General features: G+C 59.9%; 21 protein-coding genes. 3 read left to right on the top strand and 18 right to left on the bottom strand.

Going from position 1 to position 25,797, the window contains the following annotated elements:
* Window positions 1-57: 57 nt before the first annotated feature.
* Window positions 58-954: a LysR family transcriptional regulator gene (locus BK660_RS26450; RefSeq protein ID WP_123435807.1), complete on the bottom strand. Its 897-nt coding sequence runs from the start codon at window positions 952-954 to the stop codon at window positions 58-60.
* Between the two features lie 128 nt (window positions 955-1,082).
* Between BK660_RS26450 and BK660_RS26445 the strand changes: the two genes are divergently transcribed.
* Window positions 1,083-2,468 (top strand): MFS transporter, encoded by a 1,386-nt coding sequence (locus BK660_RS26445; protein ID WP_123435806.1) that lies wholly within the window; start codon window positions 1,083-1,085, stop codon window positions 2,466-2,468.
* 45 nt (window positions 2,469-2,513) lie between these two features.
* Here the strand turns inward: BK660_RS26445 and BK660_RS26440 are convergent, their stop codons facing one another.
* Window positions 2,514-3,365, bottom strand: a complete 852-nt coding sequence (locus BK660_RS26440) for a hypothetical protein (RefSeq protein ID WP_123435805.1) — start codon at window positions 3,363-3,365, stop codon at window positions 2,514-2,516.
* A gap of 230 nt (window positions 3,366-3,595) precedes the next feature.
* Between BK660_RS26440 and treS the strand changes: the two genes are divergently transcribed.
* The gene (gene treS, locus BK660_RS26435; protein WP_123435804.1) at window positions 3,596-5,662 is read left to right on the top strand and encodes a maltose alpha-D-glucosyltransferase; all 2,067 of its coding nucleotides are present in this window, start codon (window positions 3,596-3,598) and stop codon (window positions 5,660-5,662) included.
* On the opposite strand, the gene BK660_RS26430 is transcribed toward treS, so the two are convergent.
* From BK660_RS26430 to rfaH, 16 genes are all read right to left on the bottom strand, one after another.
* Window positions 5,640-6,770 carry an acyltransferase family protein gene (locus tag BK660_RS26430; protein WP_123435803.1) on the bottom strand — a complete coding sequence of 377 codons (1,131 nt, stop codon included), beginning with the start codon at window positions 6,768-6,770 and terminating at the stop codon, window positions 5,640-5,642. The two genes, treS and BK660_RS26430, sit on opposite strands and share 23 nt — an antisense overlap.
* Window positions 6,771-6,847: 77 nt before the next feature.
* On the bottom strand, window positions 6,848-7,081 hold the full coding sequence (locus tag BK660_RS26425; protein WP_123435864.1) for a hypothetical protein: 234 nt from the start codon (window positions 7,079-7,081) through the stop codon (window positions 6,848-6,850).
* 172 nt (window positions 7,082-7,253) lie between these two features.
* A complete protein-coding gene (locus BK660_RS26420) occupies window positions 7,254-8,732 on the bottom strand; it encodes a family 16 glycosylhydrolase (protein WP_123435802.1) in 1,479 nt (492 codons plus the stop codon).
* 28 nt (window positions 8,733-8,760) lie between these two features.
* On the bottom strand, window positions 8,761-9,816 hold the full coding sequence (galE, locus tag BK660_RS26415) for a UDP-glucose 4-epimerase GalE (RefSeq protein ID WP_123435801.1): 1,056 nt from the start codon (window positions 9,814-9,816) through the stop codon (window positions 8,761-8,763).
* Window positions 9,817-9,845: 29 nt separating this feature from the next.
* Window positions 9,846-11,264: an oligosaccharide flippase family protein gene (locus BK660_RS26410; protein ID WP_123435800.1), complete on the bottom strand. Its 1,419-nt coding sequence runs from the start codon at window positions 11,262-11,264 to the stop codon at window positions 9,846-9,848.
* Window positions 11,265-11,277: 13 nt separating this feature from the next.
* Complete coding sequence (locus BK660_RS26405; protein WP_123435799.1) at window positions 11,278-12,231, bottom strand: glycosyltransferase family 2 protein; 954 nt, start codon at window positions 12,229-12,231, stop codon at window positions 11,278-11,280.
* A 15-nt stretch (window positions 12,232-12,246) separates the two neighbouring features.
* Entirely contained in the window at window positions 12,247-13,560 is a 1,314-nt protein-coding gene (locus BK660_RS26400) for an O-antigen ligase family protein (RefSeq protein ID WP_123435798.1), read from the bottom strand.
* The gene (locus tag BK660_RS26395) at window positions 13,557-14,669 is read right to left on the bottom strand and encodes a glycosyltransferase (protein ID WP_123435797.1); all 1,113 of its coding nucleotides are present in this window, start codon (window positions 14,667-14,669) and stop codon (window positions 13,557-13,559) included. The genes BK660_RS26400 and BK660_RS26395 overlap by 4 nt, the downstream gene beginning before the upstream one ends.
* A complete protein-coding gene (locus tag BK660_RS26390; RefSeq protein ID WP_123435796.1) occupies window positions 14,666-15,748 on the bottom strand; it encodes a glycosyltransferase in 1,083 nt (360 codons plus the stop codon). The genes BK660_RS26395 and BK660_RS26390 overlap by 4 nt, the downstream gene beginning before the upstream one ends.
* A gap of 2 nt (window positions 15,749-15,750) precedes the next feature.
* A complete protein-coding gene (locus BK660_RS26385; RefSeq protein ID WP_123435795.1) occupies window positions 15,751-16,455 on the bottom strand; it encodes a WecB/TagA/CpsF family glycosyltransferase in 705 nt (234 codons plus the stop codon).
* Between the two features lie 13 nt (window positions 16,456-16,468).
* Window positions 16,469-17,809 (bottom strand): UDP-glucose dehydrogenase family protein, encoded by a 1,341-nt coding sequence (locus BK660_RS26380; RefSeq protein WP_123435794.1) that lies wholly within the window; start codon window positions 17,807-17,809, stop codon window positions 16,469-16,471.
* Between the two features lie 30 nt (window positions 17,810-17,839).
* Window positions 17,840-19,231: an undecaprenyl-phosphate glucose phosphotransferase gene (locus BK660_RS26375; protein WP_123435863.1), complete on the bottom strand. Its 1,392-nt coding sequence runs from the start codon at window positions 19,229-19,231 to the stop codon at window positions 17,840-17,842.
* 387 nt (window positions 19,232-19,618) lie between these two features.
* The gene (locus BK660_RS26370; RefSeq protein ID WP_123435793.1) at window positions 19,619-21,931 is read right to left on the bottom strand and encodes a GumC family protein; all 2,313 of its coding nucleotides are present in this window, start codon (window positions 21,929-21,931) and stop codon (window positions 19,619-19,621) included.
* A gap of 2 nt (window positions 21,932-21,933) precedes the next feature.
* Window positions 21,934-22,467 carry a polysaccharide biosynthesis/export family protein gene (locus BK660_RS26365; protein ID WP_123435792.1) on the bottom strand — a complete coding sequence of 178 codons (534 nt, stop codon included), beginning with the start codon at window positions 22,465-22,467 and terminating at the stop codon, window positions 21,934-21,936.
* Window positions 22,468-22,478: 11 nt separating this feature from the next.
* A complete protein-coding gene (locus BK660_RS26360) occupies window positions 22,479-23,582 on the bottom strand; it encodes an outer membrane beta-barrel protein (protein ID WP_259698539.1) in 1,104 nt (367 codons plus the stop codon).
* Window positions 23,583-23,675: 93 nt separating this feature from the next.
* Window positions 23,676-24,212 carry a transcription/translation regulatory transformer protein RfaH gene (rfaH, locus tag BK660_RS26355; protein ID WP_123435790.1) on the bottom strand — a complete coding sequence of 179 codons (537 nt, stop codon included), beginning with the start codon at window positions 24,210-24,212 and terminating at the stop codon, window positions 23,676-23,678.
* A gap of 606 nt (window positions 24,213-24,818) precedes the next feature.
* Between rfaH and BK660_RS26350 the strand changes: the two genes are divergently transcribed.
* Window positions 24,819-25,796, top strand: a complete 978-nt coding sequence (locus BK660_RS26350) for an NAD-dependent epimerase (protein ID WP_123435789.1) — start codon at window positions 24,819-24,821, stop codon at window positions 25,794-25,796.
* Window position 25,797: the final 1 nt, after the last annotated feature.

The following is a 25,797-nucleotide window of genomic DNA, read 5'->3' as shown; positions in this document are numbered from 1 at the left end:
TCACACCAGCAGACCGTATCGGCAAGGATTGAAGTCTAGACCCGGGTACGGCAAAAATCAGTTCGCCTGCGCACACACCTCGCGAACACAATCGCGTAACCAGCGATGCGCCGAGTCCGCATCCATGCGCGGGTGCCAGAGCATGGAAATCGTGATCGGTGGCGTCGGGATCGGCAGTTGAAAACTGTGGAGTCCGGCGCGCAGGTTTTGCGTGTGCCGTTCGGGCACGGTAGCAATCAGGTCCGAGGCGCGCGCTATTGCCAGCGCAGCGGAAAAACCGCCGACAATGGTGACGATGTCACGCTCCAGCCCCAGTGATTGCAGCGCATCATCCATCGACCCACTGTCCCGCCCACGTCGGGAGACCAGAATGTGCCGGCCAGAGGCGTAACGGGCGGGCGTGATCTCGCCTTCGCTCAAGCCATGTCCGGCGCGCACCACGCCGATAAAGCGGTCCTGGAACAACGCTCGGGTGCGCACTTCGGGGCTGGTGGTGTCGCCGACCACACCGGTTTCCAGATCGACGCTTGCGCCACGCAGCAGCGCGCTGTCCTTGTTGAGTTTCTGCACGAAGTGCAACCGCACGCCGGGCGCTTGCTCGCTGAGACGGGCGATGAGTGCCGGGCCGAAGTTTTCGACGAAACCGTCGCTGGTGCGCAAGGTGAAGGTTCGGGTCAGGTGCTGGAGGTCGAGTTGCTTGGCGGGGCGCAGCACCGCTTCGGCGTGCTGCACCAGTTGGCTGACCTGTTCGCGCAGTTCCAGCGCTCGCGGAGTCGGCACCAGCCCACGGCCGGCGCGCACCAGCAGCGGATCGCCGGTGGTTTCGCGCAACCGCGCGAGCGCACGGCTCATCGCCGACGGGCTCAGGCGCAAGCGTTGAGCGGCGCGCGCCACGCTGCCTTCGGCGAGCAAGGCATCGAGGGTAATCAGCAGGTTCAGATCGGGTGTGGTCATGGCTGAACGTTAGCACGGCTTGGCGGTGACATGGCGTTGTGTGCAGGTATCAAGTGCAAACGCTGCGTCTTCCGCCATGCCAGCGGCGCGCATACGCTGGAGGCCAATCTTTCAGGAGTGACCAGCCCATGAAAACCCTCGCGTCATCCGCCCCGGTCCGCTGGGCGCTTGCCAGCCTTTCGCTGTCGATGTTGATGCCTTCCCTCGACACCAGCATCGCCAATGCCGGATTGCCGACGTTGGCTCAGACGTTTGATGCCGCTTTTCAAGACGTGCAGTGGATTGTCCTGGCGTACCTGCTGGCGATCACGACGCTGATCGTTAGCGTTGGAAGACTCGGCGACTTGATCGGTCGCAAACGCTTGTTGTTGAGCGGGATCGTCATTTTCACCCTGGCTTCGCTGGCGTGCGGGCTCGCGCCTTCGCTGGGCTGGCTGGTGGCGGCGAGGGCGGTGCAAGGCCTCGGTGCGGCGATCATGCTGGCGCTGACCGTTGCGTTTGTCGCTGATACGGTGCCGAAAGCGCAGACCGGCAGCGCCATGGGGTTGCTGGGGACGATGTCGGCGGCGGGCACCACGCTGGGGCCTTCATTGGGTGGTGTGTTGATTTCCGGGTTCGGCTGGCAGACGATTTTTCTGGTCAACGTGCCGTTGGGTGTTTTGAATTTTGTACTCGCGTACCGCTGTTTGCCGGCGGATCAGCCTGTGGCCCGGCGTAATGGTTTCGACTTTCCGGGCACGCTGCTGTTGGCGCTGACGCTCGGCGCGTATGCGCTGGCCATGACGTTGGGTGATTGGGAGTTGCTGTTGATTGCGGTTGTCGGCGGCGGGATCTTCCTTTTCGTCGAGGCGAGATCCGCTTCACCCTTGATCAAGCTGGCGATGTTTCGTGAACGTGGGCTGAGTGCGAGTCTGGCCATGAGCGCCTTGGTGTCGACGGTGATGATGTCGACGCTGGTGGTCGGGCCGTTTTATCTCTCGGGCACGCTGGGGTTGAACGCCGCGCTGGTCGGGTTGACCTTGTCGGTCGGTCCGCTGGTGGCGGCGCTGGGCGGGGTGCCGGCGGGGCGTCTGGTGGATCGATTCGGGGCACAGCGCATGACGGTGCTCGGGCTGGTCACCATGACGTTGGGCGCCGGGGTCATGGCGATTTTGCCGGTGGGTTTTGGTGTTCCGGGCTATGTCGTTCCCATCGCGGTGATCACTGCCAGTTATGCGCTGTTTCAGGCGGCCAATAACACCTTGGTCATGACCGGTGTCAGTGCCGATCAACGAGGGGTGATTGCCGGGTTGCTGAGTTTGTCGCGCAATCTGGGGTTGATCACGGGCGCCTCGGCGATGGGCGCGGTGTTTGCCGGTAATGGCATGCGGGTGACGTTTGCGGTGGCGGCGGGGTTGATTGTCCTGGCGCTGGCAATCGCATTACGTACCCCAAAACCTGAACTCACCGCCATCCCTTGTAGGAGTGAGCCTGCTCGCGATGGCGGTGTGACAGGCAACATTCCTACCAACTGACCCACCGCCATCGCGAGCAGGCTCACTCCTACAAGGGGGCCGGGATCAGGAAAATTGCGATTGAAGCTTGGCCAGGATCAGGGCTGCCGGATCGTCAGATTTGGCATCACTGGCTTTGTCCTTGTCCGACCCATCCGTCACCACACCCGCGAGGATTTCAGCCAGGTTGTGAAAATGCCCGGACTTTTTCTCGGTCGGATCCGAACCACCACCCTGGTTCAACACCGCTTCCAGCGACAAGTGCTGGGTCAGCCATTGAGGCGTGTTCTTTTCCTCAGGGCTCATGTTGTCGAGAAAATCCAGGGCCGCATGGGCGCGGGCGACCGGGTCGTTGGCGAACGGGTCTTTCCAGTTTTTTTCCTGGTCCGCCGGGCCGCTGTAATAACCTGTGGCGAGACGGCCCTGTTGGCGCATCAAGGCTTGGGCCGAGGCTTGTTCGTCAGCGCTGAACTTGCCGCCTTCGTTGGTGGCGACGGCGTTCAGCGAGCGGCGATCGAGGTCACCGAACAAGGCATTGCGGTCTTCATCGGTCTTGGCGTACGGCTTGCCGCTGGCGGTCATCTGCGCGTATTTTTCATCCATGCGCTTGCGCGCATCGGCGGCCACTTCCGGGAAGGTCTTGTCCTTGGAACTGGAGACCGCACCCGGTTTGGACGCGCCCAGCACCAGTGCGTCGGCATTCATCCCCGCACGCACTGGAAAGTAGGGCGCGTTGCCGACGATGGAGCTGCTGTAATCGGTGGAGGTGCTGGAGAGGCTCACCGAATCGGTGTTCGAGGCCTTGGCCTGTGCCGTGTCGTCTTGAGCGACCTGCTGCCGGGCATTGGCAGACTTCGAATCGACGGCAGCCGCGTAGGCCGACATCGCCGCATTCGTTGAAGTTGAAACATTGATCATTGTGCTTCCTTGGCGAGGGACGCTCGCAAGTGAGAGCGATAAGACGCTCGATGCCGGACACCGTACGCCGTATCCATGACGCTTTCATTGTATCGGCGACGATACCTTCTACTTGAAAGCGATCGCCGGTCAATGCAACGAATCCCGCCACAGGGCCTCATATAAAAACCAGCGACGCCACATGAACACGGGCTTCGCGCCACTGACTTCAATGACAGGTGATTGTTTTTATGACCGCAGCGGACAAGAACCATGTGATCTGGCTGGTTGAACAATCCATGCTGTACGCCGCCCGGCAGCGGGCCCGGCTCTATTCGGGGCAGGGCCGTTTGTGGCAGCAACCCTATGCGCATACCCGGCCGCGTGATGCCTCGGCGTTGGCGTCGGTGTGGTTCACCGCGTACCCGGCGTCCATCGTCACCCGGGAAAACGGCACGGTGCTGGAGGCCCTGGGCGATGAAACCCTGTGGCATGCGCTGTCGAGAATCGGCATTCAGGGCATCCATAATGGCCCGCTGAAAATGTCCGGCGGCCTGACGGGCACCGAACGTACGCCGACGATTGACGGCAATTTCGACCGCATCAGCTTCGACATCGACCCGCAACTGGGTACCGAGGCGCAGTTGCAGGCGCTGGTGCGCATGGCCGCCGCGCACAACGCGGTGATCATCGATGACGTGATCCCGTCGCACACCGGCAAAGGCGCGGATTTTCGCCTGGCCGAGATGGCGTATGAGGACTATCCCGGCCTTTACCACATGGTGGAAATCCGCGAAGAAGACTGGCCACTGCTGCCGGACATCGCCGAAGGCCGCGATGCGCAAAACCTCAGCCCGGCGCAGGTCGATGTGCTGCGCGACAAGCACTACATCGTCGGTCAGTTGCAGCGGGTGATTTTCTTCGAGCCCGGCGTGAAGGAAACCGATTGGAGCGCGACCCCGATTGTAGTGGGCGTCGACGGCAAGCCGCGCCGCTGGGTCTATTTGCATTACTTCAAGGAAGGGCAGCCCTCGCTGAACTGGCTGGACCCGACCTTCGCCGCGCAACAGATGATCATCGGCGACGCGCTGCACGCCATCGACGTAATGGGCGCGAAAATCCTGCGTCTGGATGCCAACGGTTTTCTCGGTGTGGAACGCAAACTCGACGGCACCGCTTGGTCAGAAAGCCATCCGCTGTCGATCACCGGCAACCAGTTGTTGGCCGGGGCGATCCGCAAGGCCGGCGGTTTCAGCTTTCAGGAACTCAACCTGACCGTCGACGACATCGCCGCCATGTCCCACGGCGGTGCTGATCTCTCATACGATTTCATCACCCGACCGGCCTACCAGCACGCATTGCTGATGGGCGATACCGAGTTCCTGCGCCTGATGCTGCGGCAGATGCACACCCTCGGCATCGACCCCGGTTCGTTGATCCACGCCTTGCAAAACCACGACGAACTGACCCTGGAACTGGTGCATTTCTGGACGCTGCACGCCCACGACAACTTCCTCTATCAGGGCCAGACCTTCCCCGGCAACATCCTGCGCGAGCACATCCGCGAACAGATGTACGAACGCCTGGCCGGGGAGCACGCACCGTACAATCTGAAGTTCGTCACCAACGGCGTGTCCTGCACCACCGCCAGCATCATCACGGCGGCGCTGGGGATTCGTGATCTCGACGCGATCACCGATGCGGACATCCAGCAGATTCGCCAGGTGCATTTACTGTTGGTGATGTACAACGCCATGCAGCCCGGTGTGTTCGCATTGTCTGGCTGGGATCTGGTCGGTGCGCTGCCGTTGCCGGCCGAGCAGGTCGCGCATTTGATGCACGACGGCGACACCCGGTGGATTCATCGCGGCGCCTACGATCTGGTCGACCTCAACCCCGATGCAGAAACTTCCGCCGGGCAGATGCCGCGACCGAAAACCTTGTACGGCAGCCTGACCAGCCAATTGAAGGACCCGGATTCGTTCGTCTCGCAACTCAAGCGAATCCTCGCCGCACGCCGCGCTTACGACATTGCCGCCAGTCGGCAGATCCTGATTCCGGATGTCGAGCATCCGGGGTTGCTGGTCATGGTCCACGAATTACCGGCCGGCAAGGGCACGCAAATCACTGCGCTGAACTTCGGTTCCACGCCGATCACTGAAACCCTGCACCTGCCCAACATTGCGCCGGGGCCGGTGGTCGACATCATCAATGAGCGGGTGGAAGGGGACCTGACGCCTGAAGGGGAGTTCACCATAACGCTGGATGCGTTCGAAGGATTGGCGCTGCGAGTGGTCAGCGCTTCACCGATGATTTAGGGCGTGGGCGCGTCGGTTGAGCATCCACTTGACGCTCAACCGGCCGCAGATACCTGAGCTTATTCGCCTCTACACGCTTGGAGGAGAATGACAGGGCTTTTTTAATGTGCCTGACAATGGGGGTTTCTATTTTTGTGTGGATGAGATGAGAGGCACCGATCATCAACGCGATAGTGCCCCAGAGCAGCAGGTGCGGGTTTATCGCCGGATAGGAAATGTTGAAGATCATGAAGCCGATCATTTGATGTATCAGGTAAAGCGGGTAAGTCAGCGCGCCTAATGCCGTCCAGTTGAAGGCTCCTATGGCGGCTGTCTTGTTGGTGGCGACCAGGAAGAACGTCATGAAGAACAGGATGATCAGGCTGCAGACGATCAGGGGATCGAAGTCGGTTGGATATTTGGTTTCGAGCAACTCGGCCCATACGATGGCGGTGAAGCAGGCCAATGCCAATGCCCCCGCCAGGAGCAGCATTCTTGTTTTGGTGATCCCCTTGGCCCAGACCATGTAGAACGTCGCCCCCGCGATGAAATAGGCGGCGTAATCAGTAATTAATACCGAGCGCATCTTTTCAAAGGCGAATACTTCGGCGCCAGCGGAGATCACTAACCAGCACACAAGAAAGGTTTCTATTTTTTCTATTTTCTTGAAGGCCAGGAGAATGGAGATCATCAGGTAGAACTTTATTTCTACAAACAGCGACCAGTAAACGCCGTCTATTGGCTCGACCCCGACAAAGTCGCCGAGCAAGGTCATGTTGATCATGTATTGATAAACAGTAGCGGTGTATCGCGGCTGTCCGATGGCCAGCGTGACTAGAAAAGTCAGGGTGCAGCACACCCAGAAAGCAGGGTAGAGACGAAGGGCGCGGGATATGAAAAATGCTTTGAGATTATTGCCCGATGCGGTCATCAGAATGACGAATCCGCTGATCATGAAAAACAGTTCGACACCCAAGTAACCGTACTTGGCAGGCTCTGCCAACAGCGGGTAGGGCATTTCAGACATGTCGCCTTTTGCATACCCGCGAAAAGCATAGTGAAAAAACACCACGGCGAGCGCTGCCAGGAAGCGCAGCAAATCCAGTTCGTTCAGCCGGCGTTTGATCACGTAGATGCGCTCCAGATGGATTGGCGCTGATTGACAACTGACCTCCCTGCCGATTGAACGTTGACCCAAGGCGAACGCTAGAGCAGCAGTAGCGCCTCATGGACTTCAATTGAAGGGGTAACGCCTTCCTTGCGTCGGCTCTCGAGCCAGTTTCGGGTTTTGACGACATCGAAGATCTGGCCCTGATCCATCAAGGTCAAAAGGAGCTCATCGGAAACCCGATAGCGCCCGCATTCCGGGCAATCCCTTTCCTCCCATGGGCCGTGGCACTGGATGCGTTCCGCCACGCCAACACAGATAAGACAATTCATCGTCATCCCCCATTCTTGTTTTTTTAATCGCCGCCCGGGAGCCGGTTGAGGCACCGCGCGCGGGATTTATCGGGCGTGCGGACGAGGCTGGAATTCTGTCGACCCGACGGCTCGAACGAAAGTTCAAGGGTAACCGGATGCACCTGACGGATTAATCCATGATTGAGAAATGCTACTGACTGCGTTGCCACACCTTGACGTAATCGACCCTGAAGGTAGAGGGCAGGTCAGCATCGTCGACCACGCCGAACCATTGCCACATGGCTTCACTGTCGAAGACGATCTGCATCGGAAAGAAGAAATTCGTATTTTTCGATTCCCGGACCAGCACGCCGTCGACGTACCAGCGCAGGGTGTCGGGCTGCCAGTCGAAGCCGTAGACATGAAACGTACTCGCCAGGCGCCAGGGGCTGACCCAGTTGCTGCCGTTGGCGATATGTTCGGTGCTTTGCGGGGTGGCCCATACGTGGGCGTTCATGTTGTACAGCCGGTCGAAGGCAGCGTTTTTGGTCTTGCCGCCGATTTCGAAGATGTCGATTTCGGTGGCGTTGTCAGTCATGCCCGTCCAGGCCAGCCAGAAGGCGCTGGAACCTGCCGAGTCCATGGGTTTGGCGCGTGCCTCGTAGTAACCGTAAAGACCGCGGTCGACCGTGCGCACCATGGCGGAGGAATAGTCCTTGTAACCCAGGTCCACGTACTTCTGGGGCAAAGTTTCCTTGCGAAAGACGATGTTCAGGTTGCCGTTTGCCACGAACGCATTGGCCGGCTTGAACAGCGCCGGTTTGCGGCCCAGGGATTCATTCCCTTGGGCATTGTTGACGTGCCAGCGCACGGGGTCGAGAACGTCGCCATTGAAGTCATCGGACAGGTTTCCGTCGAATATCCAGTTGCCGGCATTGGCCTGATCGGACAGAGGCAAGCTGGCGTCTACGGGTTTGGGCAACGTGCCCAACGGTCCGACCCGGGTCCAGGTATCGGCCTGCCTGGGAACGGCAATCGACCACTTGTTCGCCAGGTATTGATACGCCTCTTGTTGCTGCGCCAGAGAGGCGAACGGGCGGTCGTACACCAGCACTTCCGCGATATCACCTTTGAAGTTGTCGGCGTTGCCGACCACGTTGCGCCCGACCGCGTAGGGGCCGATGGGTACGTCTTGAAGTTCGAGGACGGAAAAGGTCGGCGCGTAGGCGTCTGCCTGTCGCAGGCTGATGGCGAAGTTCGGCAGTACATTGTCGTTATCGACGCTGTTGGGGCGCGAGCTGAACAGCCGTTGCCATGGGTCTGCCGGGGTCTGTTCGGGCAGCCGGCGGGAAACGATCAGCAGGGTTGCCGGGCCCTTGCCGGCGCGGATGGTGTTGCCAAGCAACGCCGAAGCGCCGGTGAAGCGCACCACCGCCTGACCGTTCAGGGCGCTATCCACGCGCTGCGGACGCGAGGACGCAATGGCATCGTCCACCGTGGCGTGGTTGGATTTGCCGGACTTGTCGTTCCAGTGCTCGATGCGGTCCTGGGTATCGAGACCCAGGGTCGACGCATCGGCCGCGTCCAGCCACAGCACCAGCCCGGCGGCGGGCGGACGGGAAGGCGCTGGCGCGGCGCTGCACGCCAGCGAAACCGACAACAGCAGTACCCACAGACAGTCTCTGAGCATGTGTTTTCCTTGCCGTTGGAACGACTGCTTACTTCACCGCAGTCAATTTCACTTTGTCGAATGAGGATTGATAGCCCTGTGGATTGCACGACTGCCAACGCCAGGAATCCTCCATCATCTGATCCAGATTGCGTTGCGCGCTCCAGCCCAGATCCCGTCCAGCCCGGCTCGGGTCGGCCCAGCATTGGGCGATATCTCCGGCGCGGCGCGGAGCGATGCGGTAAGGAATGGTGATGCCGGTCACGTCTTCGAAACTGTGGATGATCTGGAGCACGCTGTAGCCAATGCCGGTGCCCAGGTTCCAGCAATGAATGCCGCCCATGTCTTGCAAGACCTGCAGCGCTTTCAGATGGCCATTGGCAAGGTCGACCACATGGATGTAGTCGCGCACGCACGTGCCGTCCACGGTGGGATAGTCGCTGCCGTACACCGTGAGTTCGGGCATCCGGCCAATCGCGACCTGCGTCAGGCACGGCAACAGGTTGTTGGGGCGGCCCTTGGGGTCTTCGCCGAGCATCCCGCTTTCATGCGCGCCAATCGGGTTGAAGTAGCGTAACAAGGCGATGTTCCAGCGCGAATCGGAGTGGGACAGGTCGGTCAGCAGCTCTTCGATCATCAGCTTGGTCCGGCCGTAGGGGTTGACCGGTTTGCCCGTGCCGAGGTCTTCGGCAATCGGTATGTGCGTGGGGTCGCCATACACCGTGGCCGACGAGCTGAACACCAGGTTGAACACTTCATGACGCAGCATCGCCTGGCACAGATTGAGTGTCCCGGCGACGTTGTTGGCGTAATAGTCCAGTGGCTTGCGGACGCTTTCTTCCACGGATTTGAGACTCGCGAAATGCACCACGGCATCGATGTCGTATCGACTGAAAATCTGCTCGAGCAGGATCGGATCGCCCATGTCGCCATTGATGAAGTCGACCCGGGTGTGGGTCAGCAGCTCAAGGCGCGCGATGCACTCTCGACAGCTGTTGCACAGGTTGTCGAGTATCAGCACACGGTGTCCGGCGTTGATGAGCGCCAGGGCGGTATGGGAGCCGATGTAGCCGGCCCCGCCAGTGATCAGCGTAGTTTTGCGCATGGTGAGGTGTTCCTGTTTCGGGATTGAATTCAGCGAGCGGTGAAAACCGATTTGAATTCTTGCGGCCAGCGCGGGTGCATGAGGCTATACGCCACGGCATAGCTCAGCGCGCCTGCCACGATGCTGCAGATCAGGTGCAAGTAACCTTCAAAACCCGATCGGGAAGACACCAGGAGAACGATCGCGGCCATGACGAGCGAGGCAATCACGCTGCGATAGTTGGTGTCGACAAACAGCCGCCAGCCATAGCCGATTGCGCTGTTCAAACCGCGGATCTGCAACGGCGTGATGATTACCATCCGGGCCAGCAGAGCCAGGGCGGCGGCCATGCCGCCGTAGAGACTGCCGAAGCCATAGACCAGCGCCAGCGCCAGTACCGTGGTTGCCACTTCGGCCTTGATGGTCAGGTGGCTGCGATTGACCGCGACCAGTGCGGTGGTGGCGTACATGGCGATGTTGCCGATGGCTGCCGTGCACGCCAGCACTTGCAGCAGGGGAATGGCCTCGGTCCATTTGGCGCCGAAGATCAACAGGATCACGTCGTGCGCCGTGAGTGCGATGCCGATGAACAAGGGCGTCAGCAGGAAGCCGCTGACGGCGGTGGAATCGCTGATGATCGCGCGCAACCGTGACGGGTCTGCGCTGCGCCGGGCGAACACCGGCAGCGCATAGCTCAGCAGGCCGTTGTAAATCGCCGTGCGTGGCAGCTCGATGATGCGCATCGCCATGTTGAACATGCCGACCGCGTTGGCGCCGGCCGTCATGCCCAGAACCACGTTGACCCCGCGCTGCAGCGTTTGCGAACTCAGCGCGTTGACGGCTACCGGCGCACCGGCCTTCAACAGTTCGCGCAAGAACGGGCCGTCAATATAAAAGGCAATGCGTCGCGAGTCTGCGCGCATCAATACGATGATGGACACGAACTCCATGATCAGCGCCTGGGCAATGACCGCCCAGGCCCCCAATCCCCACAGCGCGACAGCGACGCCGCCGACGCCACCACACACTTTGCCCAGCAGCGTGCGCGACGCCAGCGTCTTGAAGTCGCCGCTACGGCGCATCTGCGCCACATAGACCCGCGCCATCATGGTGAACAGGATTTTCACCGAGGCCACCGCCGTCATCCATTGCAGCACCGGGTCGGGCGTATACAGAACTGCCGCACCCGAGATGACGACGATGGACACCAGGCTGACGAGTACCGCCGCCCAGAAGGCCGTGGAGATGTGTTTGTCCTCCAGCCGCTCGAGTCGTACCAGCGGATCTTCCAGTACCGATGAATACACCAGGCCGATCAACTCGACGATGGCAATGATCACCGTGCCCACACCCAACTCTGCGGGCGACAGCAGCCGGGCGTACACGACAAAGGTAATCATCGACAGGAAAATCAGGCCGAATTTCTCGGTGAAGATCCAGATCAATGTCACCAGACGATGATTGGCCATGGCGGATACCGGTTCAATGAGCGGTGGTTGACGCCGTTGCCTTGCGCCATGAGCGGGCGCAGGCATTGAGGTAGCGCAAGGTCGGTTTGCCGTTGGCGAAGAACAGCGTTTGCCAGGAGTAGTCCAGCATTCGCCGGTAGACGCCGATCACGTCGGCATACTCGCCTTTGCGGGAAAACGCATTGAGAAAGTCGGTGTGGTTGCCCAGCACGAAATCGATCCGTTGCTGCTTGCTGAGCTGCGCGCCGTAACGGGCGAGGTAGACCTCGATGAACTTGATCTTGTTCGGGTAGTACTTCTTCGGTTGCGCGGTCATGTTGTTGCCATTGACCGTGCGCTCCAGCAGCACCTGCGGCACCGTGTGGATCTCCCAGTGTTCGGCGATCCGGGTCCACATGAAGCGGTCTTCGGAGTAACGCAGGCTGGCGTCGAAGCCGCCGTATTGCAGGATCACGTCGCGCCTGACCAGCGCGGTGGATACGCCATTGAGGACGTTGGCATGGATGAAATCGTAGAAATGCCGGCCGTTCTTGCGCAGATCGTCCATTTGCCGCCGGCCGTCGCTGTAGTTGACCTGCGTGTAGCAATCGATCAGCCCCACCGGTCGGCCTTGACGACTGAGTTCGTCGTACAGGGCCAGTTGCAGCTCCAGCTTTTGCGGACGAAATTGGTCATCGGCGTCGAGAAACGCCACAAAGGTCTCTTCAGAGTGCCGCAGACCGTGGTTGCGGGCGCTGGCCTGGCCCGCGTTGGCCTGGTGCAACAGCGTCAGGCGAAACGGCGCCGCGAAGGCTTTGACCCGTTGTGGCCCGTCATCGGAGGAACCATCGTCGACGACGATGACGTGGTCGGGCAGTCGGGTTTGCCCGGCCAGGGACGCCAGTGTTTGCTCAATGCTGTCGGCGCCGTTGTACATCGGGATCACGACACACACTGAATGCGGTAAGGACGGGGCTTGGTCAGACACGGGTGTTTCTCCTTTTCAAGCGTTGGCTGAATCGCGCGGGAATGCTCGGCCAGACGGAGGTTGACGCAGCGTTGTCGGTGACAATTCGGGGGCAGTCGCGTGGTGATGCCGGAAGGACAGGGCCAGGGTGCAGAACACCAGGAACTCGGCAGAGCGGTAGTTGGGAATCACGTACGCCACGTAATTGGTGACGACGAACAGACCGATGATCACCAGGGCGCTGGCGCGAAACTGTGCAGACTGGTTCGCCGTCACGGCCCGGTACTGTTTGAGCAGCGCTTCACCGAGCAGCAGCGCCAGCGCGGCCAGCTGGATGATGCCGCCATTGAGCAGCGTTTCCATGTAGCCGCTGTGGGCGTTGCCGATGTAACCCCAACGCTTGATGAACGCGGCGGCATCGGGGCTGGACCAGAAGGCGCCGAAGCCGTAGCCCTTGAGGTATTGATCGTCGACAAATGGCCCGAGCAGTTCCCAGATCATCGTTCGGTCGGTAAGTGACGGGTCACGCCCGGCCATCTCCAGCAACACCGCAAAGTTGCTGTAGAGGAACAGGCACACCAGCAGGTAGAGGAGGGTGCAACCGAGGAACAACAGCTGCGATCGGTTCATGCGCAGACGGATCAGCGTCAGGAAATACCAGTAGCTGATGGTGCCGGCAATCACCAGCACCACCCCGGTCGCAGATTGGGCGAGCAAGATGGCAATCAGCGAGAAGAACGAGCAGAACAGTGCCCAGCGGTTGCGCTGGCGAATCATCGGCAGCAGCAACAGGATCGCGATGGCGTTGATCCGTGCGCCGGCATTCTTCTCCATGAAAATCCCCTTGAACGCGCCTTCGCGAATGCCGCCGGAAACGAACGCGGCACTGGGCATCACCAGCGCGAGAATCAAGCCGATCAACGCCGCCGCGCCAATGGCACAGCCGAGCATGAAGGTGATTTTTTCGAGGCTGTAGTTGTAGGCGATGAAGCCTGCAAAAAACACCACGCTGATCATCGCGACAAAGCGTTTGAGGCTGAGCATCGGGTCGAAGGACCAGCCGATGGAGGCGATCACACAGAGCAGGAACAGCAGCAGAAAGAAGTTGCCGCGGTAGAAACTTTTGCTGAGGAACACCTTGTTGCGGATGAAGAAATACAACGGCACCAGCAGCGTGATCAGGCCGCAGACCTGGTTGGCCACGTTGCCTTCGAGGTCTTTGTCGATGTCGTCGAAACTCGAAGCACTGCCCAAACCGAGGACAAACGAAATCACCTGGATGTAAAACAGCACGCCGAACAAGGTGAAGCCGTCACGCAGGGTGGAATAGCGGATCTCCAGTCTGTTCATGGCGAGGGGCTCCCGAGCAGGGCGGTGAGGTAGGTTTTCACTGCGCTGGCGTTCATGAACCGGGCCGCCGCATCGAGGCGGGCCTGGCGGTGTACATCGCGAGGGGTGGTGAGTTGCAGGGCAATCGCCTGCGACAGCGCAATCGGGTCGTCGACCGCCACGAGGGGGGCGACGACGCCATTGATCAGGATGTCTTGCGGGCCGTGGGGGCAACGGGTCGAGACCACCCGCGTGCCGGTGGACAAGGCTTCGACCAGCGCGTTGGGGCTGCCTTCGAAACGCGACGACAACACGAAGCAATCGGCCGCTGCCACTTCCGCCATCGGCTCATGGGTGTAACCCGGCAGGTCGACCCGATCCTCTACCCCCAGCTTGCGTGCCTGCGCCAGCAAACGATCGCGCAGCACGCCTTCGCCAAAAATGATCAGGCGTGCCTTGCGATTCGGCAGCGCGGCGAACGCGGTGATCAAGGTGTCGAAACCTTTTTGCGGCGCCAGGCGACCCACGGCGACAATCACCGGGCTCGACGCTTCCAGCAGCCAGCGATGGCTGGGTGGGCGTGGCGGCTTGTCGCGAAAGTCGTTGTCGAGCACCGGGTTGTCGGCGATGGTCACATCCTGTCGGCGCGCAATAGTCGTGTCGATCAGGTCCTGGGCGACGCCGCGTGACACGCAAATCACCGGGTTGGGAATCAGCCGATACAACAGCGGCGCTACGCGGTAAGCGATTCGCACCATGAGGTCGGGGTTGACGTGCTTGTCGTGGGAAAACGCATTGCGCTCGCTGACGTGCAACCGGGCCAGCGTCCCCGACAGCGCGGCGGCAACGATCGCCACCACGTTGACGTGCGTCAGCGCCGCCAGCTGTGCATCGAAACGGTTTTGCCGAAGGAAACGCGCCAGCGCCGGCACTGCCCTTGAGCTGCGCGGGCTGCCCAGTTCAACCTTTTTCACCCGTGGGTCGAGGGACGCCGCGTTGATGCCGCCGCCCGTGAGCATCAGCAGGGTCACATCATTGCCCGCGTCCACCAACGCACCGGCCAGGCGCGTCATCATTTTTTCCGCCCCGCCGGCGCTGAGGTCGTGAAGGATAATCAGCAGCTTTTTCATTGGTTCCATACCTGGTAATACGCCTGCGCGGCGTCCTGGCTGGTGTACTGGCGAATCGCGTCACTGATCATTTCCCCGCTGATCGCCACCTGACCCTGCAAAAACAGGCTTTGCAACATGCCTTCGGCCAATGCGGGTACGTCGTTGACGTTGACCAGTTGGCCGAGTCGACCGTGGTCCAGCAGTTCCCGGGGTCCGGTCTCACAGTCGCTAGCCAGTACTGGCGTACCCAGCGCCAAGGCCTCGATCAGCACGGTCGGCATGCCTTCGTGCAACGAGCTGAGAATGAACAGTCGTGCCTGTTTGAGCAGGGGATAGGGGTTGCTCAGGAACCCGGTGAAATGCACCCGATGCGAAATCCCCAGACGGTTTGCCTGAATGATCAGGGCTTCGCGCAACGGGCCGTCACCCGCGATCACCAGGTCCGGCACCGCTTCGCTTTGCAGGGCCATGGCGTAGGCGTCGAGCAGCAGGTTGAAGCCTTTGGGTTCGACCAACCGGCCCAGGCCCAGCCAGTAATTGCGGGGGACTTCCGTGGGCAACGGCCCCTTGGCGGCGCGCAGGAGTTGATCGGTGATGACCGCGTTCGGGCAATAACGGATGCGCTGCTGACCCCACGGCATCATTTCGGCCAGCGACTGGCGCAGCGCGGTGGACACCGCCACCACCTTGCCGCTGCCACACAGGTACAGCGCGTAGAGCAGGCGCAGGCTGGCGGGGCCGGTTTTCTGTTCCGTGCAATCGAATGAGGCGTGGCGGCTATAGATCACCTTGCAGGAGCTGCCGAGGGTGGCGAACCACGTGCACAGGTTGGCCTGCTCTTTGGCGGAAATCAGGTGGGTGATGCCTTCGCGGCGAATCAGCCGGCGCAACTGGACGATCGATTTGAGCATCCCCCACACACCGCTGCCACCGCCGTCATTGAGGCTTTGCACGCCTTCAGTGTCCGGCGTGTCGCCATTAATGACGAAGAAGCTCACCCGTTGGCCGTCCTTGAGAAACTGCTCGGACAAGCGCTGCTGCACGCGCTCGACGCCACCGCCCGAGGTGAAATCCTTGAGGATGAACAGAATGTGCATGGTCATTCCCCGACACTGATGCTGACTTCGCGCCGAACGACCATCGCCAGCAGCTGCAAGAAATTGCTCGGGTAGTCGACGAGGTAGCGCTTGATGGTGTGCGGCTCGCGGTACATGCGATAGAACGCACGCAGGTGCAGGCGATCGATCGCCGCCGGGTAGTACTGATGCGTGGCCATGGCCTCCTGGCGAATGAACCCGCCACAGGTAAAGGCAACACCGCGAAAGCCCGAGCGCTGCGCGTCCTGCTCGAACTGCTCCTGCAATCCGGCGCCGAGGCCGACGATGAGGATGTTCGCTTCGCTGCGGCAGATCTCGGCCTGAATGCCCTCGGCCTGGGCCGCATCGAAATAGCCGTTGTGATAGCCGGCGATGATCAGTTGCGGGTAGCGCGCCTTGATCTTGCTGATGAACAGCTCCAGTTCGTCCTGCCGGGCACCGACGAAATACACCCGTTTGCCCTGTTGCTCGGCGCTGCCCAGCACCGGATGAGCGATGGAAGTGAAGTCGAAACTGACCCGGCCAACGTTGCGCCCGGTGACCCGCGACATGAACGCCGACATCAGCATGCCGTCACAAAAGTAGGCGACGGTGCCTGGGGTGTGTTTGATCAGGCTGCCAATGGACGCGAAATTAATGAAGGAATACGCCTGGCTGGCCTCCAGCAACGTCGGTGAGTAATGCCTGATAATTTTCAGCGTGATCATGGCCTGACTCCCTTCAGATAACGGCGTGGGTCTGACGGCCCACGGACACGTAGGTGAAGCCACGCTTGCTCAAGCGTTGCGGGTCGAACAGGTTGCGTCCGTCAAAAATCAGCGGTTGCTTGAGCTGTCGGCTGATCAGGTCGAAGTCCGGTGCGCGGAACGCTTGCCACTCGGTCACGATGATCAAGGCGTCGGCATTTTTCAGCGCCGCTTCCTTGGTGCCTGCCAGGGTCAGATCGTCGCGCGAGCCGTAAATGCGCTGGGTTTCCTCCATGGCTTTCGGGTCGTAGGCCTGGACGCTTGCGCCGGCGTGCCACAAGGCTTCCATCAAGACCCGGCTGGGGGCTTCGCGCATGTCGTCGGTGTTGGGTTTGAAACTCAAGCCCCACAGGGCGAAGGTCTTGCCGCGCAGGGCGCCGTCGAAGTGATTGAAAATCTTGCTGTAGAGGGTGGTTTTCTGCTCGTTGTTGCGCGACTCCACGGCCTTGAGCACCCGTGCATCGATGTCGACGCTGGTGGCGGCGTGAATCAGCGCCTTCACGTCCTTGGGAAAACACGAGCCGCCGTAGCCGAGGCCGGGGTAGATAAATTGATAAACAATGCGCGGATCGGAACCGATACCGTGGCGGACCATTTCAATGTCGGCGCCGAGCTTTTCGGCGATGTTGGCCATTTCGTTCATGAAGCTGATCTTGGTTGCCAGCATGCAATTGGCCGCGTACTTGGTCAGCTCGGCGCTGCGAATGTCCATGACGATGATCTTTTCGCGATTGCGATTGAACGGTTCGTACAGCTCTCGCATGACTTCTTCGGCGCGCGGGCTGTCGGTGCCGATGACGATCCGGTCCGGGCGCATGCAGTCTTCTACCGCACAGCCTTCCTTGAGAAATTCCGGATTGGAGACCACGTCGAAGGTCAGGTGGCTGCGACCGTTATCGGCCAGCACCTGCTCGATGCGTTCGCGGACCAGGTCGCCCGTGCCGACCGGCACGGTGGATTTGTCGACGATGATCTGATGGCGATCCATGTTCTGCGCGATGGTTTGCGCCACGCTCAGGACGTACTTCAGGTCTGCCGAACCGTCTTCGTCAGGCGGCGTGCCAACGGCGATCAACAACACATCGCCATGCAACACGGCGCTGGCCAGGTCGGTGCCGAATTGCAGGCGACCGCTCTGGTAGTTGTCGCGCACCAGGGCTTTCAGGCCCGGCTCGTAGATCGGCAAGGTGCCGTCCTTGAGGGCCTCGACCTTGGCGGCGTCGACATCCACGCACATCACGTTATGGCCGACTTCTGCCAGCGCGGCGCCCTGGACCAGGCCCACATAACCAATACCGAATACGCTCACATTCATGATCAAACCTCGGGGAGTCGAAGCAGGGCGTCAGTAGATGTTTTTCGAAAACAACGTGAAGGGCGTCTTGATCAGAATCTTGATGTCCAGCCACAGCGACCATTGGTTGATGTAGTTGAGGTCCTGGGCCACGCGCAGCTGCATCTTTTCCACGGTCTCGGTTTCGCCGCGATGCCCGGTTACTTGCGCCAGCCCGGTGATCCCCGGCTTGAGGCGATGGCGGGCCATGTAGGCGCGGACTTTGCCGGTGTAGTAAATGTTGTGAGTGACGGCATGCGGGCGCGGGCCGACCAGGGCCATTTGACCGAACAGCACGTTGAACAGCTGCGGCAATTCGTCGATGGAACTGCGGCGCAGGAAGCGCCCGACCGGCGTGACGCGATCGTCTTCGCGGGTGGCCTGGCGCACCTCGCGGTCGTCGTGGACGCGCATCGAGCGAAACTTCCAGACCTTGATCACTTCGCCGTTGCAGCCGTGGCGGTTTTGCTTGAACAACACCGGACCCGGGGAACTCAACTTGACGGCGGCCGCGACCACCAGCAGCAGCGGACTGAGCACAATCAGGGCTGTGGCCGCGAGGCTGCGTTCGAACAGGTCCTTGCAAAACAGGCTGGCGGGGTGCGAGCTGATCAGGCTTTCGTTGAGGTAGATCGCCGGCATCCGCTCGATTTCCGAGATCGAATGGTTGAGCAGCACCATGCTGCCGAAATCCGGGATCCAGACCACGTCGACGTTCATGTCCAGCAAGTCGATGTACAGCGCTTCGATGGTCGCGGCGTGCGCCATCGTCAGGACAATGTAGACGCGTCGCACGGACAGGCGGGTGATGATCTCGCGAATCCCGTCGACCCGCCCCAGCAACGGCAGAATGCTTGGTGCCGGGCCGCTGTCGTCGGCGGCGGCAATAAAACCCAGGACCAGCGCGCGGTTCGGTTGGGAGAGTTTTTTCGCCAGTTCATGGGCGGTCGGGCAGGTGCCGATGATCACCGACCGGCGTTCCTTGCAGACCATGCGCGAATGCAACCGGGCGAAGTAATGCAGGGGCAGGAAACTCAACGCCTGGACCAGAAACCCCATCACCGCCCAGACCATGATGACCTGACGCGAGTACGTCGCACTGGTCTGGGTGATGAAGGCAATGGCCGCCAGCACAGCCAGCAGGATCAGCCAGCCGGCCAGCAATCGACCGAGCCCGACCAGCAAGCCATGACGCTTGTGGTAGACCTGCATCAGGCTGTAGATCGGCACCGAGCCGAGCACGGTCAGAATGATCAGGATCCGGTAATCGCTGGTCAGGTAGCCGACGCGCCACAGTACGAGCAGCATCAGCAGCCCGATGGTCAGCGTCATTGCGCAGACCCACTGACCCCAGAACGTCAGGCCTCGGCGGTGGGTCAGGTGAGCGGTATAGAGCGGTGTCATGAGCTTGACCTCAAGGCAGAAGTAATGCTCCAGCATTAAACGGGCGGACACGGCGTGGCTCCCGCAGGCTTTTCCGTAGCTCGGCAGAGGTGAAGCAGTTGTTTTTGTTTTGGCAGAGGTGAAGCAGCTTTTTGTTATGGCGGATAACTGCGGTGTGGCACGTACCTGTGGCGAGGGGGCTTCCGTGGCTGGGGGGCTCCGGTGGCGAGGGGGCTTGCCCCCGTTGGGCGGCGCAGCGGCGCTGAAAGACCAGTCACCGCTGCCGTTCAGATAAAACTGCGCTGAATGGTTTTACGACGGCTTCGCCGCCGAACGGGGGCAAGCCCCCTCGCCACAGAAGCCTCCTGTTCACAGAAGCCTCCTGGCTACAGACCCCATCACCACACATTACCGGGGCGCGAAGTCGTAGTTATAGAAGGTGCGGGAGTGGTTGTAGCCGTACTTGCGCGCCTTGCGCAGGTCGACCTGGTTGAGCACGGTGCCGAACACCGGCACGTGGCTTTGTTGCAGCATCGCGATGCCCCTTTGCACCTGGCTGATCGGCGTGCTGTCGGCCTTGACCACGTAGATCACGGCGTCCGAATGCTGGGCCAGCAGCAACGCATCGCTGATCATCTCCGCCGGCGGCGAGTCGATGATGATGTGGCGGTAACGCGATTTCAGTGCTTCGAGCATCCGCGCCATACGCGGCGAGCTGAGCAAGTCCTGAGGCGGAGGCTGGCGTGCCGGATTGAGCGCGTCGGCGGGGGACGGCAGGCGCGGCGCGGTGAACAAGTCCACCGAGGGTTGCAGCATTCTCCCGGCCGGCAGCAAGTCCAGGTTGCCCACCGACACGATGCAGTCTTCGAGCCGTGCCGTGCCCGCAATCACATTCGCCAGTCCCGGACTGTCCGGCGGGAAGTCGAAGTTCAGCGAAAGGGTCGGCTGACGCATGTCGGCATCGATCAGCAGCACCCGCTCAAGGGAGGTGAGCGAGCTGGCGAGGTTGTTGGCGATGGTGCTTTTGCCCTCGCCGGCCACGGTCGAGGTCACCAGCACCACCTGCGACGGCATCTCGCTGCTTTGCAACATCAACCAGGTGCGCAGGTTGCGAATGGTCTCGGAAAAACGCGGGTTGTCGTTGTCCTCGAACAACCGCGCCAGTTGCCGGCGGCTTTTCTTCATCACCAACGGTACGACGCTGAGCAGTGGAATATTGAGCGTGCTCTCGATGGTCTCGTCGGTCTTGAAGGTGTTGCTCAGGCTGTCGAACAGCAGGGCCAGCGCAACGCCAATCAGCGCGGCCAGCAACCCGACAATGCCCACGATCAACGTTTTGCGTGGCTTGCTGGCTTCCATCGGCACAATCGCCGGGTCGACGATGCGCACTTTGGTCGAGTCCATGTCGGCGGTGGCGGCGGTTTCCTTCAAGCGAGTGACGAAGGTTTCGTACAGCGCACGGGTGCTGTCGACCTCACGCTGGAACTCGCGCAATTGAAACTCTTTGCGCGCGATGTCCTGGATCTGCGCTTTGTTGCTGTTGAACGATTGGCGGATCGAGGCTTCGCTGGCCGAGGCGAGTTGGTATTGCCGCTCGATCCCGGCGACCACTTGCTGCACCTGCAATTGCAGGGCGGTGGTGGCGGCGCGCAATTCGGACTGCGCGGAAATCAGGCTCGGATGTTTCGGCCCATAGCGCCCCGACAACTCATCGACCTTGGCTTGCGCTTTGGCCCGGTCCGCCTGGAATTGCTGGACCAGCGGGTTGGACAACACGGCGGGTACGCTGGAAAGCCGACTCAGGTCGCCAGTGCTCAAGGCCTTGGCCTGACGGTATTCACTCTCGGCTTCAGCGCGGGTGCGGCGGGCGTCGACCATGCGGCTGCCGGTAGCCTCCAGTTCGTTGGCGCTGATGGTGGAGACCCCACCGACATCGACCAGCCCTTGCTCTTCGCGGTAGCCCTGAAGTTTTTTCTCGGCCACGCGCAGGTTGTTGCGCAAGTCGACCAGTCGGGTGTTCATCCACGCGGTGGTGGTCTGCGAAGATTTTTCGCTGGTGTCGATCTGGCTGTCGGTAAAGCCCTGGGCCAGTGCGTTGGCCACCGCGGCGGCGAGATCAGGGTCCGGCAGCTCGACCTCGATGTTCAGCAGTTGGCTTTTGCCGACAAACTTGACGGTGGTGTGCAGCATCAGGTTTTGCGTGACCTGATTGAACACGTCTTCCTCGGTGGGCGCGTCCTTCACCGGCAACAGCATGCCCAGTCCGGGTATCCACTGATCAAGGTTGAGGTCCGCCAGCCATTTGCGCGGCGTGAACCACGGCGCCGGCTGCTGGCGCGGGTCGGTGATCGGGTTAGTGGTGAGGGCGAGTTTTTTCACTGCTCGCTCGGCCAGGTCCCGTGATTCGAGGAGGGCCTGTTGGGTCTGCAAGTAGTCGGTGGCGTTGGTGCCTGAATCCTTCACTTGCTGGAAGGACATCAGCGGCGGCGTCTTGTCGTTGAACAGCAACGTGGTGCTGCCGATGTATTGCGGGGTGATCAGCGAGACGGCCACCACCGCCAGGGCAACGCTGAGCACGACCAGCCAGCCGATTTTCCATTTCGCGCGCCAGATCACTCTCCACAGTTTGAGCAGATCAATGGTGTCCCTGTCTTCGCTGTGCTGTTGATACACGTGCGTTTGCAGAGGACGTTCGACGTAGTTGCTAGGGCTGTTGTCCATGATTAGAAAAAGCCTTGTGCAATGGAAATGGTGTCGCCGGGGGCAATCGTGGTGCTGCGCGTCACTTCATCGGTGAGGGTCTGGCCGCTGTCACCGCGCACGATCGTCACGCGTTTGATCGAGGCGCGCTCGGTGAGGCCACCGCCCAAGGCAATGGCTTTCTCAAGCGTCAGGCCGGGCACGAACGGGTAACTGCCGGGCTTGGTGACCTCGCCGTTGATGTAGAACGCGCGGTATTCGATCTGGCTCAGGCTGACTTTCGGATCGGTCAGGTAGCCCTGTTTGAGGCCATCGACGATGATCTTTTCGACCTGGTTGGGGGTGAGGCCCCTGGCGGAAATTTCACCCAGGAACGGGTAGGAAAACGTTCCGGCGTCGTTGAGGCGGACCCTTTTTATGCTCAGTTCCGGCTCGCCGAACACGGTGATGCGCAACACATCGCCCGCCGCCAGTTTGTACTGGGTGCCGGGGTCTGCAGCGTACGTGTTGGGGACAAATGCCAATGCGAACAACAAGCCAAGAGTGTGTGAGTTCATGGCCAACCCTCCTAAAGGCTTACGTTGAAGCTGATCGAAACAATGTTGCGGGTGTAGCTTTCGTTGTCGGCATCCGAGTTGTCATCCCGGTAGCGATAGCCGAGTTCTATATCCAGCCAGCGACGCATGGCGTACACCATGGCCAGGTTGTAGTCCTGCACCTTGTCCGTGCGGCTTTCGCCTTCGTAGACATAAGTACCGTAACCGGCCTGGGCGATGGAGGTGATGCGTTCGGTCCAGCCATGGCGCCAACCGACCTGGGTGAAGGTCGACTTCACCGCGTCGGCGCCATCGTCACCTTCGGCGAGCGCCTGGCGGGCGACGAAGGTAAACGTCGAGTAAGTGCGCGGCTTGTATTGCAGATCCACTTGCCAGGTGGGGTTGTCGAGGTCTTTGGATTCGCTACTGTCGAAGTTCTTTTTCTCGTAACCAATGCGCACTTTGCCCGAGGTGCGGGCGGTGAAGTCCCATGTGGCGCCGCCCAGAATTGCATCGGATTTACTGCTGCGCGGGCTGTTTGATTCCAGGTAATCGAAGTTGGTGTGGTCGTATTCCAGCAAACCACGGGTATTGCTGCCGATGCGGTGATACCAGGTGGTGGTCACGCCGGTGGTATTACGTTCTTTGTCCTCGTTGACACCGTCGGCATTGGTGTAGCGAAGTTCTGCGTAGTTGGCGCCGACATCGATCTGGTTATCAGCACTCTTGGCGCCGTAGGTGTACAGGCCGCCCACGCGTTTATTGTTGAGTTTGTCATTCTCGTCTGGGACTGCCGTCGATTCCGTGCGCTCCCATTTGCGGTATTCGGCTTCAAGCTTCAGACGGTGCCGGTCAGTGAACTCCATGATGCTGTCAGCTCGCACCCGTTGTGCCGTATACGAGGCATCCGACTCATCATGGTAAATGTTCTGAGAAGGCTGCCAGATCAAGCGGGTGGCGCTATTGCGGTCTTCAGCCTTGAGCTCGAAGGAGGGCGCCAACCGGGTGATCATGGAAGACTGCGTATTTTTTTCCAGTTCGCGAAAGTTGTCGTCGTAACTTTCTGACATCAAGAAAGTGGGTGTGAAGTTAAAACCGTAAACATCAATGTTTTGTGGATTGATACTCCATGCCATCCCTGGGTAAAGAGAGGCCATAAGCAGTGCAACAGGGCAGCGTGACTTCAAGGCCATATCCTAGCTCCTGAGGAAAGCATATAAGGAAAACAATTAGTTATTGATTAGTATGGGCATGCTCTGGCGTCCGAGATCACTTAACGGAACGCAAATAGTTTGATCGCGGTTAAGGAACTGTAGCAGGATCATCACGCGTTCATCGCCCAGCGAGGACACGAAGATACCTTCCAGTGTCGACAGTGGCCCTCGAAGGATTTGCAAGTGTTCGCCGGGTTTCAGATCGTGGTCGACGTGCGCATCCGCCGATTCAAAACAGCGTGCGCGCAGATGCTCGATGACGTGCTCTGCCACCGTCGCAGGACCATGATTGAATTCGACAATACGACTGACGCCGCGGGTGGAACGTAGGGGCGCCCAATTGTCGTTACGGCTGAGGTGGATAAACAGATACCCGGGGAACAGCGATTCCAGCACCCTGTGGCGTTTGCCGCGTATCACGCGTTCAGTCACCAGCTGGGGGTGGAAAATCACATAGTTCTGCTGAAGCAGGTTGAGGTGGGCACGTTCATCCTGACGTGGTTTGCATTGCAGAAGGTACCAATTAGACCGCTCGGAGCTTAATGCTGGCATGCTGGTAAACTCTGTGAATTGAGAAGTTTAGGCAGGCAGTGGCTCTATTGAGGCCTATGAAATGTTATTCGAGCAGATATGTTTTTTTTATAGAGTTACGCAGTTGTGTATCAATAATGAATCACAAAACGCCTCACGAAAGGGCACAAGACAATGACGTGACGCTATACCGTGCAGTGCAATCGGCATAAGCCGAAGTGATCGTTGCTTTGGGCAAAGCTACCGCACGGTCTGCACAAGGGACCCACATAAAAAACAATTCGGTAGGAGACTAAGGAACAGTCGCTAAACAGGGAGTCTGCGATCGCATAACTGTTTCAATAGGCCGGTGTAGTTATCGACCACTCTAAGCGAGCTGTCAAACGTTCCTCGTCAAAAAGCACGCCTTTTATCCATTAGTGATTTTGCTACTGCTCAAGTTATTGTTTTCAGGGGGTATTTTTCTTTCGTCGGGAAAATTAAACTTTTGCTGGTACTGATAGTCACGCCATTTGAATATAAAACCCCAACTGTGGGGAGTATTAGTAGTTAGCGCCAGATCTAGACCCAATGCAATTGCAAAGCTATAACTATCACTTTCTTGTGCAGACAGCGGAGCAAGGCACTATGACTGTTCTTGTGACTGGCGCCGCAGGGTTCATCGGGTATCACACGGTTAAACGGTTGTGCCTGCAAGGCCTTGAAGTGATAGGTGTCGACAATCTCAATGACTATTACAGCGTTGAACTCAAACAGGCCCGACTCAAGCAATTGAGTATGTTGCAGGGCTTCCGTTTTCAGAAGATGGACATTGTCGACAAACCTGCGTTGATGGCGTTGTTCAACGAGCAGCACTTCACCGAAGTGGTGCATCTGGCGGCGCAAGCGGGCGTTCGTTATTCGCTGGACAATCCGGACGCCTATGCGCAATCCAACCTGGTGGGTTTCCTGAATGTGCTGGAAGCCTGTCGACACCATCCGCCGGCGCACCTGATCTACGCGTCGAGCAGCTCGGTGTACGGTGCCAACAACAAGCTACCGTTCAGCGTCGATGATCCAGTGGACCATCCGGTCTCGCTATACGCCGCAAGCAAGCGCGCCAACGAATTGCTCGCCGACAGCTACTGCCATCTGTACGGCCTGAAGGCTAGCGGCCTGCGCTTTTTCACCGTCTACGGGCCCTGGGGGCGTCCCGACATGGCGCTGTTCAAGTTCACCGAAGCGATCCTCAAGGGCCAGCCGATCGAGGTGTTCAACCATGGTCAGATGGCGCGCGACTTCACCTACATCGACGACATCGTCGAAGGCATCGCCCGCTTACGAACAAAGCCGCCACTGGCGACCCACGAGAGCGGGGGCGTCAACCGCCTCTTCAACATCGGCCGAGGCCAGCCGGTCGCGTTGCTGGATTTTATCGAGTGCCTGGAGTCGGCATTGGGGATCAAAGCCCAGCGCAACAACCTGCCGATGCAAGCGGGTGATGTGATCAAGACCTGGGCCGATGTGTCGGCGTTGGCGGACTGGGTCGACTTCCGCCCGCAAGTCACCGTTGAAACCGGCGTGGCGCACTTTGTGGCGTGGTATCGAGGCTTTTATCAGGTGTGAA

The sequence above is a fragment of the Pseudomonas brassicacearum genome (assembly GCF_003732265.1).
Lineage (GTDB): Bacteria > Pseudomonadota > Gammaproteobacteria > Pseudomonadales > Pseudomonadaceae > Aquipseudomonas > Aquipseudomonas brassicacearum_D.
Note: the sequence above shows the minus strand (reverse complement) of the source record. Positions and strands in the feature narration are given on the sequence as shown.

Bases quoted from the DNA above. Each gene is read 5' to 3' on its own strand.
- BK660_RS26450 (WP_123435807.1), bottom strand. From the start codon at position 954: ATGACCACACCCGATCTGAACCTGCTGATTACCCTCGATGCCTTGCTC.
- BK660_RS26445 (WP_123435806.1), top strand. From the start codon at position 1,083: ATGAAAACCCTCGCGTCATCCGCCCCGGTCCGCTGGGCGCTTGCCAGC.
- BK660_RS26440 (WP_123435805.1), bottom strand. From the start codon at position 3,365: ATGATCAATGTTTCAACTTCAACGAATGCGGCGATGTCGGCCTACGCG.
- treS (WP_123435804.1), top strand. From the start codon at position 3,596: ATGACCGCAGCGGACAAGAACCATGTGATCTGGCTGGTTGAACAATCC.
- BK660_RS26425 (WP_123435864.1), bottom strand. From the start codon at position 7,081: ATGAATTGTCTTATCTGTGTTGGCGTGGCGGAACGCATCCAGTGCCAC.
- BK660_RS26420 (WP_123435802.1), bottom strand. From the start codon at position 8,732: ATGCTCAGAGACTGTCTGTGGGTACTGCTGTTGTCGGTTTCGCTGGCG.
- galE (WP_123435801.1), bottom strand. From the start codon at position 9,816: ATGCGCAAAACTACGCTGATCACTGGCGGGGCCGGCTACATCGGCTCC.
- BK660_RS26410 (WP_123435800.1), bottom strand. From the start codon at position 11,264: ATGGCCAATCATCGTCTGGTGACATTGATCTGGATCTTCACCGAGAAA.
- BK660_RS26400 (WP_123435798.1), bottom strand. From the start codon at position 13,560: ATGAACAGACTGGAGATCCGCTATTCCACCCTGCGTGACGGCTTCACC.
- BK660_RS26395 (WP_123435797.1), bottom strand. From the start codon at position 14,669: ATGAAAAAGCTGCTGATTATCCTTCACGACCTCAGCGCCGGCGGGGCG.
- BK660_RS26390 (WP_123435796.1), bottom strand. From the start codon at position 15,748: ATGCACATTCTGTTCATCCTCAAGGATTTCACCTCGGGCGGTGGCGTC.
- BK660_RS26385 (WP_123435795.1), bottom strand. From the start codon at position 16,455: ATGATCACGCTGAAAATTATCAGGCATTACTCACCGACGTTGCTGGAG.
- BK660_RS26380 (WP_123435794.1), bottom strand. From the start codon at position 17,809: ATGAATGTGAGCGTATTCGGTATTGGTTATGTGGGCCTGGTCCAGGGC.
- BK660_RS26375 (WP_123435863.1), bottom strand. From the start codon at position 19,231: ATGACACCGCTCTATACCGCTCACCTGACCCACCGCCGAGGCCTGACG.
- BK660_RS26370 (WP_123435793.1), bottom strand. From the start codon at position 21,931: ATGGACAACAGCCCTAGCAACTACGTCGAACGTCCTCTGCAAACGCAC.
- BK660_RS26365 (WP_123435792.1), bottom strand. From the start codon at position 22,467: ATGAACTCACACACTCTTGGCTTGTTGTTCGCATTGGCATTTGTCCCC.
- BK660_RS26360 (WP_259698539.1), bottom strand. From the start codon at position 23,582: ATGGCATGGAGTATCAATCCACAAAACATTGATGTTTACGGTTTTAAC.
- rfaH (WP_123435790.1), bottom strand. From the start codon at position 24,212: ATGCCAGCATTAAGCTCCGAGCGGTCTAATTGGTACCTTCTGCAATGC.
- BK660_RS26350 (WP_123435789.1), top strand. From the start codon at position 24,819: ATGACTGTTCTTGTGACTGGCGCCGCAGGGTTCATCGGGTATCACACG.